Genomic DNA, 17,837 nt, shown 5'->3' with positions numbered 1-17,837 from the left:
ACAGATGGGGACAATCTTGGTCCCCTATCAATAATTGTTATTCGGCGCTACGTAGAGATATTTCCCCCCCGATAAATGGCTTTATCGCACCATTCTGTTCGAGCAGTAATGCCCCTTGCTGATCAATACCACGCGCAATACCAAAAATTTGTTGTTCGCCTATTAGCAGTTTAACAGGCCGATCAATAAAGTTATCCAAAGCACGCCATCGCGAAATAAAGGGTGCCAGTCCATCAATCTCAAACTGCTGCAAAGATTGGCGCAACTCATTCAGCAAGGTTGCTGCCAGCTCATTGCGATCTATGCTAATCCCTGCTTCCTGCAGATTTATCCAACCCTGATTGATAGCATTGGCATTGCTTTCACGCATCGCCAAATTGATACCAGCGCCCATCACCAACTGCGCAGCATCACCGGTTTTTCCTGTTAATTCAACCAAGATACCAGCCAGTTTACGATCGTTGAGGTATAAATCATTAGGCCATTTAACCCTGACCTCCTCAGCGCCAAGGCGTTGCAACACCTCCGCCATCACTATACCAATCACCAGGCTCAGACCCATTGCCGCTGCCGGTCCCTGCTCCAGACGCCAAAACATCGAAAGATACAGATTAGCACCAAACGGCGATATCCATTGCCGCCCGCGTCGGCCACGCCCCGCCTGCTGATACTCAGCGACACAGGCATCACCCGATTGTAACTCAGTGATGCGGTCCAGCAGATATTGGTTGGTGGAGTCTACTACCGATAACACAGTTACACGCTTATCTGCCAGTTGGCCAAGAATACGTTTTGAATCTAGCAGTTGGATGGGAGCAGGCAGACTGTATCCTTTTCCCGGCACGGTAAATACATCCAGACCCCACTCACGAATTGTCTGGATATGTTTATTAATCGCTGCGCGACTCATCCCGAGATACTCGCCCAGATGCTCTCCTGAATGGAAACTCCCATCAGCCAATAGCGCAATTATCTTTAGTGGGACTTTAGAGTCTTTCATGAGAGAACTTCCACAGCATTACGTTCACCCGTCGCACCGATAAAACGAACTTCAGGCTCCAACCACACATCGAACTTCTTCGCTACCGTATTACGTACATGGCGAGCCAAAGCGACTACGTCCTGGCTACAGGCATCACCCAGGTTAACCAGAACAAGCGCCTGTTGACGATGTACCGCTGCACCGCCAATTTGATAACCCTTCAGCTCACACTGGTCGATCAACCAGCCGGCAGCCAGCTTCACCTGGCCATCCTGTTGCGGATAATGTGGCATACCCGGATAAAGAGCAACCAGCTCAGCGCCCTTCTGCTCACTGACCAGCGGATTCTTGAAGAAACTACCTGCATTACCGGTAACCGCGGGATCAGGCAACTTGCTGCGGCGCATGGCGCATACCGACTCAAATATCTGACGTGGCGTCACCGTTTCCGGATCCAGTTTCGTCAGATCGCCATAATTCAGCATCGGGCTCCACTGTTTGCTCAATCGCAAGCCTACGCCGACAATGATATGGCCGGTCTGAAAATCATGCTTGAAAATGCTTTCACGATAACCGAATCCGCACTCTGATGTCGGGATACGATCGATGGCACCAGTATTAAAGTCCAGTAAATCAACGTAGTCGCATACACTTTTCAGTTCGATACCGTAGGCACCAATATTTTGAATAGGCGCAGAACCGACCAGACCCGGAATCAAAGCCAGGTTTTCCAGCCCAGGAATACCGTTATCCAACGTATTGCAGACCAAACCATGCCAGTTTTCGCCGGCACCAACATGAAGGTACCAGGCATCTGTCTCTTCTCTGATATCGATGCCTTTGAATTGATTGATCATAACCGTACCGGCAAAATCCTCAAGAAACAGGACATTACTTCCTTCACCGAGCACCAACAATGGCTCTTGACGCTTTTGCGTTTTCTGCCAAACCTTGATCATTAGTTCGATTCTATCTGCAATGACCAGCTGCGCTGCGTTAACCGGGAGCGCAAAGGTATTGTGTGTTTTTAAAGACGCACGTTCAGTAGACATAACGTTAAATACCTATACGGAAATAAACTTTTACCTAGTCTACTAGATTCGACGCGCTAGGCTAATATTTGTTTTTATTGTTTTTAATTTAGCCAAGTAATCATCCGCATGGAATATATTTCTAATTGTTTTATAAGGAAATATTTATATAAATAGATGAGGTAATGTAATGAAGATAATGAGCGGCGTGATTAATAAAGGTATTATCTTAATTTGACGCCTATGGTCACGCAGCACAATGCCTACTATTTATCGCTCTTTATATGTATGAAATTATTTATCATTTTTAAACATCGCTCCCACTTATGGTTATAAGTATAATTTAAGCAGTATTTTATTCGTGAAGTGGCGGTAAATTGAGCTGCGTCTGGTATTTCCTGACCGCAAAGCAAAAAGCCCCATGCTTTCGCATGAGGCTTTCGACTTTGTTTGATGCCTGGCAGTGTCCTACTCTCGCATGGGGAGACCCCACACTACCATCGGCGCTACGGCGTTTCACTTCTGAGTTCGGCATGGAGTCAGGTGGGACCACCGCGCTATTGCCGCCAGGCAAATTCTGTTTCATTCCAACCGCTTCACTCTCGTGTCGCCATTGAAACCAATCTCGGAACTTCGCTGAAAATCTACACTAATCTCTCTAAAACACCTTCGGTGTTGTAAGGTTAAGCCTCACGGATCATTAGTACTGGTTAGCTCAATGCATCGCTGCACTTACACACCCAGCCTATCAACGTCTTAGTCTTAAACGTTCCTTCAGGGGCCTTAAAGGCCCAGGGAAGACTCATCTCGAGGCAAGTTTCGCGCTTAGATGCTTTCAGCGCTTATCTTTTCCGCACTTAGCTACCGGGCAATGCCATTGGCATGACAACCCGAACACCAGTGGTGCGTTCACTCCGGTCCTCTCGTACTAGGAGCAACCCCTCTCAATCTTCCAACGCCCACGGCAGATAGGGACCGAACTGTCTCACGACGTTCTAAACCCAGCTCGCGTACCACTTTAAATGGCGAACAGCCATACCCTTGGGACCTACTTCAGCCCCAGGATGTGATGAGCCGACATCGAGGTGCCAAACACCGCCGTCGATATGAACTCTTGGGCGGTATCAGCCTGTTATCCCCGGAGTACCTTTTTATCCGTTGAGCGATGGCCCTTCCATTCAGAACCACCGGATCACTAAGACCTACTTTCGTACCTGCTCGAGCCGTCACTCTCGCAGTCAAGCTAGCTTATGCCTTTGCACTAACCTCACGATGTCCGACCGTGATTAGCTAACCTTCGTGCTCCTCCGTTACTCTTTGGGAGGAGACCGCCCCAGTCAAACTACCCACCAGACACTGTCCTCACCCCGGATTACGGGGCCGAGTTAGAACATCAAACATTAAAGGGTGGTATTTCAAGGTTGGCTCCACGCAGACTGGCGTCCACGCTTCAAAGCCTCCCACCTATCCTACACATCAAGGCTCAATGTTCAGTGTCAAGCTATAGTAAAGGTTCACGGGGTCTTTCCGTCTTGCCGCGGGTACACTGCATCTTCACAGCGAGTTCAATTTCACTGAGTCTCGGGTGGAGACAGCCTGGCCATCATTACGCCATTCGTGCAGGTCGGAACTTACCCGACAAGGAATTTCGCTACCTTAGGACCGTTATAGTTACGGCCGCCGTTTACTGGGGCTTCGATCAAGAGCTTCGCCTTGCGGCTGACCCCATCAATTAACCTTCCAGCACCGGGCAGGCGTCACACCGTATACGTCCACTTTCGTGTTTGCACAGTGCTGTGTTTTTATTAAACAGTTGCAGCCAGCTGGTATCTGCGACTGGCTTCGGCTCCGAGAGCAAGTCTCTTCACCTACGCGCCAGCGTGCCTTCTCCCGAAGTTACGGCACCATTTTGCCTAGTTCCTTCACCCGAGTTCTCTCAAGCGCCTTGGTATTCTCTACCTGACCACCTGTGTCGGTTTGGGGTACGATTCTGTGTTACCTGATGCTTAGAGGCTTTTCCTGGAAGCTTGGCATCAACTACTTCTGCACCGTAGTGCATCGTCATCACGCCTCAGGGTTGAATAAGAGAACGGATTTACCAATTCTCTCCCCCTACACGCTTAAACCGGGACAACCGTCGCCCGGCTAGCCTAGCCTTCTCCGTCCCCCCTTCGCAGTAACACCGAGTACAGGAATATTAACCTGTTTCCCATCGACTACGCCTTTCGGCCTCGCCTTAGGGGTCGACTCACCCTGCCCCGATTAACGTTGGACAGGAACCCTTGGTCTTCCGGCGAGCGGGTTTTTCACCCGCTTTATCGTTACTTATGTCAGCATTCGCACTTCTGATACCTCCAGCAACCCTCACAGGCCACCTTCAACGGCTTACAGAACGCTCCCCTACCCAACAACGCCTAAGCGTCGCTGCCGCAGCTTCGGTGCATGGTTTAGCCCCGTTACATCTTCCGCGCAGGCCGACTCGACCAGTGAGCTATTACGCTTTCTTTAAATGATGGCTGCTTCTAAGCCAACATCCTGGCTGTCTATGCCTTCCCACATCGTTTCCCACTTAACCATGACTTTGGGACCTTAGCTGGCGGTCTGGGTTGTTTCCCTCTTCACGACGGACGTTAGCACCCGCCGTGTGTCTCCCGTGATAACATTCTTCGGTATTCGGAGTTTGCATCGGTTTGGTAAGCCGGGATGGCCCCCTAGCCGAAACAGTGCTCTACCCCCGAAGATGAGTTCACGAGGCGCTACCTAAATAGCTTTCGGGGAGAACCAGCTATCTCCCGGTTTGATTGGCCTTTCACCCCCAGCCACAAGTCATCCGCTAATTTTTCAACATTAGTCGGTTCGGTCCTCCAGTTAGTGTTACCCAACCTTCAACCTGCCCATGGCTAGATCACCGGGTTTCGGGTCTATACCTTGCAACTATTCGCCCAGTTAAGACTCGGTTTCCCTACGGCTCCCCTATACGGTTAACCTTGCTACAAAATATAAGTCGCTGACCCATTATACAAAAGGTACGCAGTCACCCAACAAAGTAGGCTCCCACTGCTTGTACGTACACGGTTTCAGGTTCTATTTCACTCCCCTCGCCGGGGTTCTTTTCGCCTTTCCCTCACGGTACTGGTTCACTATCGGTCAGTCAGGAGTATTTAGCCTTGGAGGATGGTCCCCCCATATTCAGACAGGATGTCACGTGTCCCGCCCTACTCATCGAACTCACAGAATGTGCATTTTAGTGTACGGGACTATCACCCTTTACTGTGCGACTTTCCAGACGCTTCCACTAACACACAAACTGATTCAGGTTCTGGGCTGTTCCCCGTTCGCTCGCCGCTACTGGGGGAATCTCGGTTGATTTCTTTTCCTCGGGGTACTTAGATGTTTCAGTTCCCCCGGTTCGCCTCATACGACTATGTATTCATCGTATGATAGTGCAACGAATTGCACTGGGTTTCCCCATTCGGGTATTGCCGGTTATAACGGTTCATATCACCTTACCGACACTTTTCGCAGATTAGCACGCCCTTCATCGCCTCTGACTGCCTAGGCATCCACCGTGTACGCTTAGTCACTTAACCTCACAACCCGAAGATGTTTCTGTAAACAGAAAACACTGTCGTGCTGTTTATTTGAGAGACTCTATGACAGGTTAATCCTTACCCCAATACATCTACGGAGGGATAAGTTTCAGCTGTCATGTTTCAATTTTCAGCTTGTTCCAGATTGTTAAAGAGCAATATCTTAAACACGACTCGCAAGAGTCATCTTTAAGATTTTTTCGGTTATGACTAACCGGTGATAATGTCTTTCACTCATTATCGGATTGGCGTCCCCAAGGGGATTCGAACCCCTGTTACAGCCGTGAAAGGGCAGTGTCCTAGGCCTCTAGACGATGGGGACACGAAAATCCGATTAAACTGAACGTCTTAATCGGTTCGTATCAGCATGAGTCAGAGACTCATTACATCAACAGGTAGCGCTTTTGCTCATTACTTTTTCATCAGACAATCTGTGTGAGCACGCCACTCGAATCAATATCATTAGGTAAGGAGGTGATCCAACCGCAGGTTCCCCTACGGTTACCTTGTTACGACTTCACCCCAGTCATGAATCACAAAGTGGTAAGCGCCCTCCCGAAGGTTAAGCTACCTACTTCTTTTGCAACCCACTCCCATGGTGTGACGGGCGGTGTGTACAAGGCCCGGGAACGTATTCACCGTAGCATTCTGATCTACGATTACTAGCGATTCCGACTTCATGGAGTCGAGTTGCAGACTCCAATCCGGACTACGACGTACTTTATGAGGTCCGCTTGCTCTCGCGAGTTCGCTTCTCTTTGTATACGCCATTGTAGCACGTGTGTAGCCCTACTCGTAAGGGCCATGATGACTTGACGTCATCCCCACCTTCCTCCGGTTTATCACCGGCAGTCTCCTTTGAGTTCCCGACCGAATCGCTGGCAACAAAGGATAAGGGTTGCGCTCGTTGCGGGACTTAACCCAACATTTCACAACACGAGCTGACGACAGCCATGCAGCACCTGTCTCAGAGTTCCCGAAGGCACTAAGCTATCTCTAGCGAATTCTCTGGATGTCAAGAGTAGGTAAGGTTCTTCGCGTTGCATCGAATTAAACCACATGCTCCACCGCTTGTGCGGGCCCCCGTCAATTCATTTGAGTTTTAACCTTGCGGCCGTACTCCCCAGGCGGTCGATTTAACGCGTTAGCTCCGGAAGCCACGCCTCAAGGGCACAACCTCCAAATCGACATCGTTTACAGCGTGGACTACCAGGGTATCTAATCCTGTTTGCTCCCCACGCTTTCGCACCTGAGCGTCAGTCTTTGTCCAGGGGGCCGCCTTCGCCACCGGTATTCCTCCAGATCTCTACGCATTTCACCGCTACACCTGGAATTCTACCCCCCTCTACAAGACTCTAGCTTGCCAGTTTCAAATGCAGTTCCCACGTTAAGCGCGGGGATTTCACATCTGACTTAACAAACCGCCTGCGTGCGCTTTACGCCCAGTAATTCCGATTAACGCTTGCACCCTCCGTATTACCGCGGCTGCTGGCACGGAGTTAGCCGGTGCTTCTTCTGCGAGTAACGTCAATGTACAGTGCTATTAACACTGAACCCTTCCTCCTCGCTGAAAGTGCTTTACAACCCTAAGGCCTTCTTCACACACGCGGCATGGCTGCATCAGGCTTGCGCCCATTGTGCAATATTCCCCACTGCTGCCTCCCGTAGGAGTCTGGACCGTGTCTCAGTTCCAGTGTGGCTGGTCATCCTCTCAGACCAGCTAGGGATCGTCGCCTAGGTGAGCCATTACCCCACCTACTAGCTAATCCCATCTGGGCACATCTGATGGCGTGAGGCCCGAAGGTCCCCCACTTTGGTCCGTAGACGTTATGCGGTATTAGCTACCGTTTCCAGTAGTTATCCCCCTCCATCAGGCAGTTTCCCAGACATTACTCACCCGTCCGCCGCTCGTCACCCGGAGAGCAAGCTCTCCTGTGCTACCGCTCGACTTGCATGTGTTAGGCCTGCCGCCAGCGTTCAATCTGAGCCATGATCAAACTCTTCAATTTAAAAGTTCGATTTGCTTCAACTCGTGAAGCGATGCTCAAAGGTTACTAAATGAATTTTACTTCAGTAGTCACTCTTCAAGACTTGATATTTTTTCGTACCCGAAGGTACTGGATATCGTCTTGTGGAGTGCCCACACAGATTGTCTGATAAATTGTTAAAGAGCAGTGAGTTAGCCGCCGTAGCTTGCTATCTCGAGGTGGCGTATATTACGCTTTTCACCCGAAGAGTCAAGCGTTTATTTCGCTTTTCTCTTACCGACCTGGCGACTTGTTCTCGTTAGAGGAGTCGTTGTTCCCGGTCAGTGGAGGCGCATTATAGGGAGTTCTCAGAAGGCCGCAACCCCTAAATGCAAAAAACTTTTCAAGCGCGGATTTTTTCGGCAAAACGCTGCACAAGCCAGCGATTCCGTCACTTTTCATACTGAATTTGGCCAAACTCTTGGGTAAAACGGTCCACCTGCTGCCAATCGGTATACTCCACCTCTTTACTGGTATCCGTTTCTCCTCCCGTCATACGCATAATAAATTGAATCATGACGCGATCAAACCAACGATAACGCGGGTAGCGCAGCGCGCCGGCAAACACCACGCACTGTTTTGGCTGCCATGGCGAGGAAAGCAAGAACTTACGGGTATAGGCATTGGTCTGCGGCGAACGTTTGTCCGCCTTGCGGGCGGTCAAGTTAACGGAAAAGAACGCACTCGGTATCTGGTTCAACTGGTCGGCATGCTGCTTAACGAACTTTTCCAGCACCGGATGGAAATGGCCGTAACGCACCGAAGCGCCAATCAACACCTGTTGATACTGGCTGAGATCGACATTGTTTGCCTGCAACAAGTCAATCACGTCACAGCCCAATGTATCCTGCAATTTACTTGCTATATAAGAAGCGATAGAACGCGTTTGCCCATCACGGCTCGAATAAAGAATCAGTGCCTTCACGGCGTTACTCCTTCTATCAGGATCATTCACGCCAGAACGTTGGCGTAAAGAGAACCAGCAGCGTAAAGACCTCCAGTCGTCCGAACAGCATGGTCAGTACCAGAATCCACTTCGCCGCCGCAGGCATAGTAGTAAAGTTATCCGCTACCACGCCCAGCCCCGGCCCAAGGTTGTTCAGCGTTGCTGTTACGGCGGCAAAGGCGGAGAAATCATCAACGCCGGTGGCGATAATCGCCAACATGCTGACGATAAATACCAGGGCGTAAGCTGAGAAGAATCCCCACACCGCCTCCAGGATCCTTTCCGGCAGCGCACGGTGACCCAGCTTAATGGTATAAACCGCATTAGGATGCACCAACCTTTTCAGCTCACGCGAACCTTGCAGATACAGCAACAAAATACGGATAACCTTCAGACCGCCGCCGGTCGAGCCTGCACAGCCGCCAATAAAGGCAGAGCACAACAGCAACATGGGCAGGAATAGCGGCCACTTGGAAATACTGTCAGTGGTAAAACCCGCCGTCGTCGCCATAGACACCACCTGGAAGAAAGCCTGATTAAGTGTCTCCATGCCGGTTTTATAGACGCCATGGCCCCACAGTACCGCAGTACAGACCACTACCAACGTAAACTGCACGGCAATGAACATGCGGAACTCAGGATCGCGCCAGTACACTTTCAGGCTGCGGCCGCTTAGCAGAGCGAAGTGCAAGCCGTAGTTACAACCAGAGATCAACAGGAAAATAGCAATTATGGTGTTGATGGTCGGACTGGCGTAATAACCGATGCTGGCATCGTGGGTAGAGAAACCACCGATGGCGATGGTCGAGAAGCTGTGGCCGATAGCGTCAAAGACTGACATCCCCGCGCCCCATAACGCCAGCGCACAGGCAATCGTCAACAGAACATAGATCAGCCACAGGGTTTTGGCCGTTTCGGCGATACGCGGGCGCATTTTGTTATCTTTCAGCGGGCCGGGCATTTCCGCGCGATACAGCTGCATGCCGCCGACGCCGAGGATCGGCAATATTGCTACCGCCAATACGATGATCCCCATCCCACCCATCCACTGCAGCATCTGCCGGTAGAACAAAATGGCTTTAGGCAACGAATCCAACCCCACCAGCGTCGTCGCGCCGGTGGTAGTCAAGCCGGAAAACGACTCAAAGAAAGCATCAGTAAGCGACAGATTAGGTCGTTCCGAGAACAAAAATGGCAGTGCCCCCACGCTACCCAGTACCGTCCAGAACAGCACTACAATCAGGAAACCTTCGCGTGGCTTGAGCTCATGTTTTTGTTTACGATTAGGCCACCACAGGATCAGGCCAATCGTCACCGCCACAAAGAAGGTCTGGCTGAAAGCCCTGCCCGCCCCATCGCGATATATCAACGCCACCAGACCAGGAATAAACATCGTCCCGGAGAATAAGATGACCAGCAAACCTACGATACGGGTTATGGCGCGAAAATGCATTTCAGCACGATCCTTAGCAATTCAGTTGGGGGAATTATTGCGAAACAGGGGTCAATTGCAAATTACCGCGACTGAGATCACGTAATTTTTTCCCAAAGGTCTCAACGACGGTTACCGGCAAAGCCAGATGCAGCATGACGCAGGCGCCATATTCACCCTGAACGATCCGCCCTTCAGTTTGCTGTAACAGATTCTCGACCAGCGCCAGCTGCGCATAGTCACATAGCAAAGTATATTCGGCCTGCGGAACCTTGTGGATCACAATCAACTGCTTTAGCGCCTGCTGCACGCCGCTGCCATAGGCTCGCACCAGGCCACCGGTGCCCAACTTGATACCGCCGTAATAACGTACCACTACGGCGGTAATTTCACCTATGCCGCTGCCCATAAGCTGCGCGAGGATCGGTTTACCCGCGGTGCCGGAAGGCTCACCGTCGTCGGAGAAACCCAACTGCTGTGAATCATTCGGTGGCCCGGCGATAAACGCCCAACAATGATGCCTTGCCGCCGGGTGCTCATCACGGGTCTGTTGGATAAATGCCTTTGCTGCATCGGTCCCGCACGTCGGCGCCAGCAGGGTGATAAAACGACTCTTCTTTATCTCCTCGCTGACGCTGATGGGCCCTGCAGGGATCGGATAAGGCTGCATCAGGCCAGATTCAGATCGCGCGTCATGTTCTCGATACGCTTCTCGTGGATCACGATATTGTCTTCAATACGCATCCCCCCATAAGGTTTCAGCGCATCAATACGATCCCAGGCAAAGTGCTTGCTAAACTCACCGCTACGCCATGGCGCCAATAATGACTCAATAAAATACAGGCCAGGTTCGATAGTCAGCACCATGCCGGACTGTAACACTCGGGTACAGCGCAGGAACGGATATTTGGACGGCGCTGCCAGATGTGTACCCTGCTCGTCCTGCATAAAGCCGGCGGCGTCGTGCACCTGCAAGCCCAGAGGATGGCCAAGGCCATGCGGCAGGAATGGAGTGGTGATCCCCTGTTCCACCATGGCTTCTTCGCTGATACCGCTCACCAGCTTGTGATTCTTGAGCAGTTTGGCGATACGTTGATGCATCTGCACATGGTAGTCGGTGTAGCGCACTCCCGTTTTGATGGTACCCACCAGCGCCAACATCTCGGCATTGAGGTCCTTCACCAACTGCGCGAAATCACTGCCGCTCTGGCCTGCGTAAGTGCGCGTCAAATCGGCGGCATAGCCGTTGTATTCCGCACCGGCGTCAAGCAGGAAGCTCAGCGCTTCGGCTGGCGGCTGATGGTTCAGCTTGGTGTAATGCAACACTGCCGCATGTTCATTCAGCGCCACAATATTGTCATAAGGCACATCGGTATCGCGGTGACCTGTAGCAGTAAGGTAGGCCTGATTGATGTCAAACTCGCTCATGCCGGACAGGAAGGCTTCATGGGCTGCGCGGTGCCCCATAACGGCCGTCTTTTGCGCTTCGCGCATGCAGGCCTGCTCGTAACCGGTTTTGATTGAGCGATGGAAATCCAGGTAGTTCAGCACCGCTTTCGGGTTCACGTTTTCCGCTGGGATACCGAGATCGCGGGCGCGTTGCTGCCCGTAACCGATATAGCCCACGCGCTCACGCTGAGCAGGAAGCTGCTGAGCGATATCATCCGCATTGGCCAGCGGCAACAAATCAATGGACTTGGTCCAGAAGCTGTCCGGCAGCGGCTCAACGCTGTGCCAGTAATCAACCGGCGAATAGAACCACAGCTTCGGTTTGTTAACGCCATCCACCCATAACCAGCAGTTCGGTACCGATGTGACGGGCACCCAAGCCTTGAAGTGCGCATTCACTTTGAACGGATAGCTATGGTCGTCCAGAAAAACCCGTTGCAGTTCTCCGGAGTGAATCAACAAAGCATCCAGTTTGTTGCGCGCCAATACTTCGCGCGCCCGTTTTTGCAGCTCTGCCAGGTGGTCGTTATACAATGAAGCCAGCGTTTCCATCACAATACCCTTATACCCTTAAAACGGAATGCGCCATCTTAACACACCGCTCTGGCGCACCAACCCCATCACTTCCGGCATGCGGGGCAGTTCGCAAATCAGCGTAAACGTCGTTACATCCGCCGCTGAACAATCAGCCACCCAAGTAAACCAAGCAGTGCAATTGCCACCGTCCACAGACCACGATGCTCCAGCAAGACAGCACCGGCTGCGGCCACGCCCGCCAGGCATTGCTGCAGAAAACCGCATAGCGCCATGGCATAAGCCCCCTGTTCTTTAGCGTCGCTGACGGCCATCGCCATGCTATTCGGGAACAGCACCGCCTGGCCAAAAATCGTCAGGCAATACAAGGTGATGAATATCGTCATGCCGGAAACTCCCACCAACATCCCACTCCACCACAACAGCATGATCGCAGCGGTCGCCAATGCGACCAGGCTCGTTCCCACCTGCATCAGCCGTTTGCCGCCCAAGCGCGCCACCGTACGGTTCACCGCCATCGCTCCGGTAAAGTAAGCCACGCCGATCACCAGCCCCAGCGCACCAAAGGCGGTAACGTTGAGGCCAAAGCCCTGCTGCATCACAAACGGGCTGACTTCCTGCAAGGTTACTGTAGTAGCAAACCCCAACCCGCCCACGCAGGCCGGCCAGAAAAAACCCGGACGAAGCAGGATACGCCAATAGGTCGCCGCCATTGCAGGGCGTTGGCCCACCGCACGGCCCGCCTCCAACGGCAACGTCGCCATTAACAGCAGGATCGCCAGCCCGGTCAGCCCCATCAGCACAAAACCCATTTGCCAGTGCGAATACCGGCTGAGCAGCCCGCCAATAAACTGTCCGCCGCCCAGTGCAGTGATAAAGGCTATCGACAGCACCGAGAGACGCCGCGCCAGCTCATCCCCGCTCCAGTTGTCACGCACAATGATGCGCGCGATGATCGCCGCACCGCCGGCAGCAACGCCCTGCAAGGCGCGCAGCACCAACAGTTGGATGCCATTGTGACAAAACGCCAACAGCGCGCTGCAACCGATAAACAACACCAGGGAAAGCGTCAGCGGTAGACGGCGGCCAAAACGATCGGCCGCGGCCCCCCAAAACAGCACCGGCAGTGCGGCACCAATCACGAACAGGGATATGGAAAGCTCAGTGGCGCGGCGCGTCATCGCCAGTTCCTGCATCACCGTCGGCAAAGAAGGCAAATACACCGTTGTCGCCATCTGCGCCATAAAGACCAGCAAACACGACAGTGTCATGGTTCTGGCGGGAATACTCCAAAATCCGCTCTGTCTTGCACATACCGCTTTACTCATCCTGCCCCCTGCATGGATAGCGCTCTATCTTGGGCAAGTGTATTGGGCCTTTTGGTTCCCGGCAAATGACAAGAATATCTAAAATATAATTTTTATATTAAATCAATATATTAGATCATTGCCATGTGATCCGCTTTGCAAAAACGCAATCTCTGATTTGCATATTGTTAACATAAAAACCACACTCCTCATCATCTGGTCATACCAGATCAAACGCTGATTCAGGAGATAGACATGCTCTACCAAGGCGAAACATTACAACTGCACTGGCTCGATAACGGCATCGCCGAGTTGGTGTTCAATGCCCCGGGCTCGATAAACAAGCTGGATACCCGCACCGTTGCCAGCCTGGGCGAAGCGCTCGACGTACTGGAAAAACAGACCGAGCTGAAAGGGCTGCTGGTGCGTTCCAGCAAGGCCGCATTTATTGTCGGTGCCGATATCACCGAATTCCTTTCGCTGTTCGCGGCTCCGGCTGAAAAATTGCACCAATGGCTGGCCTTCGCCAACGCGACCTTTAACCGGCTGGAAGATCTGCCGGTACCGACCATTTCGGCCATTAACGGCTATGCGCTCGGTGGCGGCTGCGAATGCATTCTGGCAACCGACTTCAGGGTCGCCTCTCCCGATGCGCGCATTGGCCTGCCGGAAACCAAGCTGGGCATTATGCCGGGCTTCGGCGGTTCCGTTCGCTTGCCACGCCTGTTGGGTAACGACAGCGCACTGGAGATTATCGCCGCCGGTAAAGACGTCAGCGCCAAAGACGCGCTGAAGGTCGGTCTGGTGGATGCGGTGGTCGCACCGGAAAAACTGGTAGAAGCCGCGCTGAAAATGCTGCAACAGGCCATTGATGGCCAGTTGGACTGGCGCGCCTATCGTCAACCGAAACTCGATCCGTTGAAACTCAGCCCAATCGAAGCGGCCATGAGCTTCACCACTGCCAAAGGCATGGTGCTGCAAACCGCAGGAAAACATTATCCAGCGCCGATGACTGCGGTGAAAACCATCGAAGCCGCCGCCAAATTGGGCCGCGATGAAGCCTTGAAATTGGAAACCGCCAGCTTTGTGCCTTTGGCCCGTTCCAACGAAGCGCGCGCACTGGTCGGTATCTTCCTCAACGATCAGTTTGTGAAAAGCCAGGCGAAAAAGCTGGCCAAAAACGTGGAAGCGCCGACGCAGGCTGCGGTTCTGGGCGCCGGTATCATGGGAGGCGGCATCGCTTACCAGTCCGCGCTGAAAGGCGTGCCGGTGATAATGAAAGACATCAGCGACAAATCCCTGGCGCTTGGCATGAATGAAGCCGCCAAGCTGCTGAACAAACAGCTGGAGCGCGGCAAACTGGATGGCCTGAAGATGGCGCAGGTGCTGTCGACCATTCAACCGACGCTGGATTATGCCGGTATCGAACGCGCGCAGGTGATCGTTGAAGCTGTGGTCGAGAATCCGAAGATTAAAGCGGCAGTGTTGTCCGAGGTGGAAGGTCTGATCGGTGAAGACACAGTGCTGGCATCCAATACCTCGACCATTCCGATTAATCACCTGGCAAAATCGCTGAAGCGCCCGCAAAACTTCTGTGGCATGCACTTCTTTAACCCGGTGCACCGCATGCCGCTGGTGGAAATCATCCGCGGCGAGCAGACCAGCGACAACACCATCGCCGCCGTAGTGGCCTACGCCACCCGCATGGGCAAAACGCCGATCGTGGTCAACGACTGTCCGGGGTTCTTCGTCAACCGCGTACTGTTCCCCTATTTTGCCGGCTTCAGCATGCTGCTGCGTGATGGGGTGGATTTCCGCCAAATCGATAAGGTAATGGAAAAACAGTTTGGCTGGCCAATGGGCCCGGCTTACCTGCTCGACGTGGTGGGGATCGATACCGCGCACCATGCCCAGGCGGTAATGGCTGCCGGTTTCCCTGAGCGTATGGGCAAAGATTATCGCGACGCCATTGACGTGATGTTCGACAACCAACGTTTTGGTCAGAAAAACCAGTTGGGCTTCTACCGTTACAGTCAGGACAACAAAGGCAAGCCGCGTAAAGATAACGATGAGCAGACCGATGCGCTGTTGGCCGCAGTCTCCCAGCCACGCCAGACCATCAGTGATGAAGAAATTATCGCTCGAATGATGATCCCGATGATCAACGAAGTGGTGCGCTGCCTGGAAGAAAACATCATCGCCAGCCCGGCTGAAGCCGATATGGCATTGGTTTACGGCATCGGGTTCCCTCCGTTCCACGGTGGGGCATTCCGTTACCTGGATACGCTTGGTACCGCCAACTATGTCGAACTGGCCCAGCGTTACACGCATCTTGGCGCTCTGTATCAAGTGCCTGCCGGCCTGCGCACCAAAGCTGAACGTAATGAAAGCTACTACCCGGTGGCGACGCCATTGTCCGATATCGCCACTGGCCAACCGGCATGAGGTCATAAAGATGGAAAACGTAGTTATTGTTGACGCCGTACGCACGCCGATGGGCCGCTCCAAGGGCGGCGCTTTCCGCCAGGTACGCGCTGAAGATCTTTCCGCTCACCTGATGCGTGCCGTGCTGAGCCGTAACCCGGCTCTGGACGCGGCCGAAATTGACGATATTTACTGGGGCTGCGTGCAACAAACGCTGGAGCAGGGTTTTAACATTGCCCGTAACGCCTCGCTGCTGGCCGAAATCCCGCATAGCGTACCGGCCGTTACCGTCAACCGACTGTGCGGCTCGTCCATGCAGGCTCTGCACGACGCAGCACGCGCCATTATGGTCGGCGATGCGCAGGTTAGCCTGATTGGCGGCGTTGAGCACATGGGCCACGTGCCGATGAATCACGGCGTCGATTTCCACCCAGGCCTGAGCCGTAGCGTAGCGAAAGCCGCCGGTATGATGGGTCTGACCGCCGAAATGCTGGCCAAGATGCACAATATCAGCCGCCAGATGCAGGATGAATTCGCGGCACGCTCGCACCAACGCGCGCACGCCGCCACCCTGGCCGGTTACTTCAAAAATGAAATCATCCCCACCACCGGCCATGACGCCGATGGCGTGCTGACCCGTTATGACTACGACGAAGTCATTCGCCCGGAAACCACCGTTGCCAGCCTGGCTGCGCTGCGACCGGCGTTCGATCCGGTCAATGGTACTGTAACCGCCGGCACCTCTTCGGCCTTATCCGACGGTGCATCCGCCATGTTGCTGATGAGCGAATCACGCGCCAAAGCGCTCGGCCTGAAAGCCCGCGCCCGCATTCGTTCTATGGCGGTGGTCGGTTGCGATCCGTCCATTATGGGTTATGGCCCGGTACCGGCCAGCAAACTGGCGCTGAAGCGTGCCGGCCTGAGCATACAGGACATCGATCTGTTTGAATTGAATGAAGCCTTTGCCGCCCAGTCACTACCCTGCATCAAGGATCTAGGGCTGTTGGACAGCATCGACGATAAGATTAACCTGAACGGCGGTGCCATTGCCTTGGGCCACCCTCTGGGCTGCTCGGGCTCACGTATCTCCACCACGCTGTTGAACAACATGGAACGCCGTGACGTGCAATTTGGTCTGGCGACCATGTGTATCGGCCTGGGTCAGGGGATTGCCACCGTATTTGAACGCGTTTAGCTGTGTCTATCTTGGGATGACTGCGTAACTCATTCAAACCGCAGCATCCCGACAAGTTTAGTTGCCGTACTTCCCGCCTGTCAGGGGCGGGTTTTTTTATGCCTGAAATCTACAGGCGCCCCAATAAAAAAGGGCAGCCACCGGCTACCCCACTTTATACCAACCTTACGCCTCAGATGAACGAGAAGGCGTCGCCAAACATATGCGCTTCCTGCGCACCGCGTTCAGCGCAGAAACGCTCGCGGGCAATTTTGGCCATCTCGAACCGGCCGGCGATATAAATATCGTGCTCAGCCAGCGTGCCGAAATCCTGCAATACCGCACTGAGCACCGTGCCGCTGCGGCCACGCCACTCGTCTTCCGGCTGTTCGACCACCGGGATCACCTTCAGGTTCGGGTGTTGCAACGACAGCGCTTCCAGCTCACTCAAATCATACAGGTGCTTCAGCTCGCGCCCGCCCCAATAGATAGAGATATCGCGGTCAGGCTGTTGCTCCAGCGCAGTCAGCAGAATTGAACGCGCATAGGAGAAGCCGGTACCGCCGGCGATCAACACCAACGGACGGCTGCCTTCTTCTCGTAGCCAAGCGTCGCCGTGCGGGATATCGACGGTAATCGCCTGCTCTTTCAGAATGCGATCCATCACCGCCATAGCGTACAGATTCAGCTCCGAAGCGCCGATATGCAGCTCGATATATTCTTGCTGTGAAGGCGTCGATGCCAGCGAGAAAGGACGCTTGTCGCGCTCATCCATCACCACCATCAGATACTGTCCTGCCTTGAAAGAAAACGGCGCCTCTGGCACCAAACGTACCCGATAAACCGTATCGGTAATGGCCTCTACGGAGGTCACTTTACAGCTCAATATTGTCATGCGTTCCCTCTGTCGGGTCATCAATGCAAAACTGAGAACGGAGCCT

At 53.2% G+C, this 17,837-nt stretch carries 10 protein-coding genes, 1 tRNA gene and 3 rRNA genes; 2 read left to right on the top strand and 12 right to left on the bottom strand.

Features of this window, described 5'->3' with window-relative positions:
• Positions 1-37 precede the first annotated feature (37 nt).
• From birA to SERAS12_RS01100, 11 genes are all read right to left on the bottom strand, one after another.
• A complete protein-coding gene (birA, locus tag SERAS12_RS01150) occupies positions 38-1,000 on the bottom strand; it encodes a bifunctional biotin--[acetyl-CoA-carboxylase] ligase/biotin operon repressor BirA (RefSeq protein ID WP_013811122.1) in 963 nt (320 codons plus the stop codon).
• On the bottom strand, positions 997-2,034 hold the full coding sequence (gene murB, locus SERAS12_RS01145) for a UDP-N-acetylmuramate dehydrogenase (RefSeq protein WP_013811121.1): 1,038 nt from the start codon (positions 2,032-2,034) through the stop codon (positions 997-999). Before murB ends, birA begins: the two co-directional genes overlap by 4 nt.
• A 434-nt stretch (positions 2,035-2,468) precedes the next feature.
• A 5S ribosomal RNA gene (gene rrf, locus SERAS12_RS01140) occupies positions 2,469-2,584 on the bottom strand.
• Positions 2,585-2,692: 108 nt separating this feature from the next.
• Positions 2,693-5,603, bottom strand: a 23S ribosomal RNA gene (locus tag SERAS12_RS01135).
• A 246-nt stretch (positions 5,604-5,849) separates the two neighbouring features.
• Positions 5,850-5,925 (bottom strand) — tRNA-Glu (locus SERAS12_RS01130).
• Positions 5,926-6,070: 145 nt separating this feature from the next.
• Positions 6,071-7,612: ribosomal RNA gene (locus SERAS12_RS01125) — 16S ribosomal RNA — on the bottom strand.
• The 16S, 23S and 5S rRNA genes sit together here with 1 tRNA gene alongside, the layout of an rRNA operon.
• Positions 7,613-8,021: 409 nt before the next feature.
• Complete coding sequence (hemG, locus tag SERAS12_RS01120) at positions 8,022-8,555, bottom strand: menaquinone-dependent protoporphyrinogen IX dehydrogenase (protein ID WP_013811120.1); 534 nt, start codon at positions 8,553-8,555, stop codon at positions 8,022-8,024.
• A 22-nt stretch (positions 8,556-8,577) separates the two neighbouring features.
• Positions 8,578-10,029 carry a Trk system potassium transporter TrkH gene (trkH, locus tag SERAS12_RS01115; RefSeq protein WP_013811119.1) on the bottom strand — a complete coding sequence of 484 codons (1,452 nt, stop codon included), beginning with the start codon at positions 10,027-10,029 and terminating at the stop codon, positions 8,578-8,580.
• 34 nt (positions 10,030-10,063) lie between these two features.
• On the bottom strand, positions 10,064-10,678 hold the full coding sequence (locus SERAS12_RS01110; protein ID WP_013811118.1) for an IMPACT family protein: 615 nt from the start codon (positions 10,676-10,678) through the stop codon (positions 10,064-10,066).
• On the bottom strand, positions 10,678-12,009 hold the full coding sequence (gene pepQ, locus SERAS12_RS01105) for a Xaa-Pro dipeptidase (RefSeq protein ID WP_013811117.1): 1,332 nt from the start codon (positions 12,007-12,009) through the stop codon (positions 10,678-10,680). Before pepQ ends, SERAS12_RS01110 begins: the two co-directional genes overlap by 1 nt.
• 113 nt (positions 12,010-12,122) lie before the next feature.
• On the bottom strand, positions 12,123-13,319 hold the full coding sequence (locus tag SERAS12_RS01100; RefSeq protein ID WP_013811116.1) for an MFS transporter: 1,197 nt from the start codon (positions 13,317-13,319) through the stop codon (positions 12,123-12,125).
• 234 nt (positions 13,320-13,553) lie between these two features.
• Between SERAS12_RS01100 and fadB the strand changes: the two genes are divergently transcribed.
• Both fadB and fadA read left to right on the top strand, forming a co-directional pair.
• The gene (fadB, locus tag SERAS12_RS01095) at positions 13,554-15,743 is read left to right on the top strand and encodes a fatty acid oxidation complex subunit alpha FadB (RefSeq protein ID WP_013811115.1); all 2,190 of its coding nucleotides are present in this window, start codon (positions 13,554-13,556) and stop codon (positions 15,741-15,743) included.
• Positions 15,744-15,753: 10 nt separating this feature from the next.
• Positions 15,754-16,917: an acetyl-CoA C-acyltransferase FadA gene (gene fadA / locus SERAS12_RS01090; protein WP_004951042.1), complete on the top strand. Its 1,164-nt coding sequence runs from the start codon at positions 15,754-15,756 to the stop codon at positions 16,915-16,917.
• Between the two features lie 172 nt (positions 16,918-17,089).
• Here fadA and fre read toward each other — a convergent pair whose 3' ends face one another.
• Positions 17,090-17,791 (bottom strand): NAD(P)H-flavin reductase, encoded by a 702-nt coding sequence (fre, locus tag SERAS12_RS01085; protein ID WP_013811114.1) that lies wholly within the window; start codon positions 17,789-17,791, stop codon positions 17,090-17,092.
• Positions 17,792-17,837: the final 46 nt, after the last annotated feature.

The organism is Serratia sp. AS12 (genome assembly GCF_000214195.1).
Lineage (GTDB): Bacteria > Pseudomonadota > Gammaproteobacteria > Enterobacterales > Enterobacteriaceae > Serratia > Serratia plymuthica.
This window is presented reverse-complemented; position numbering and strand designations above follow the sequence as displayed.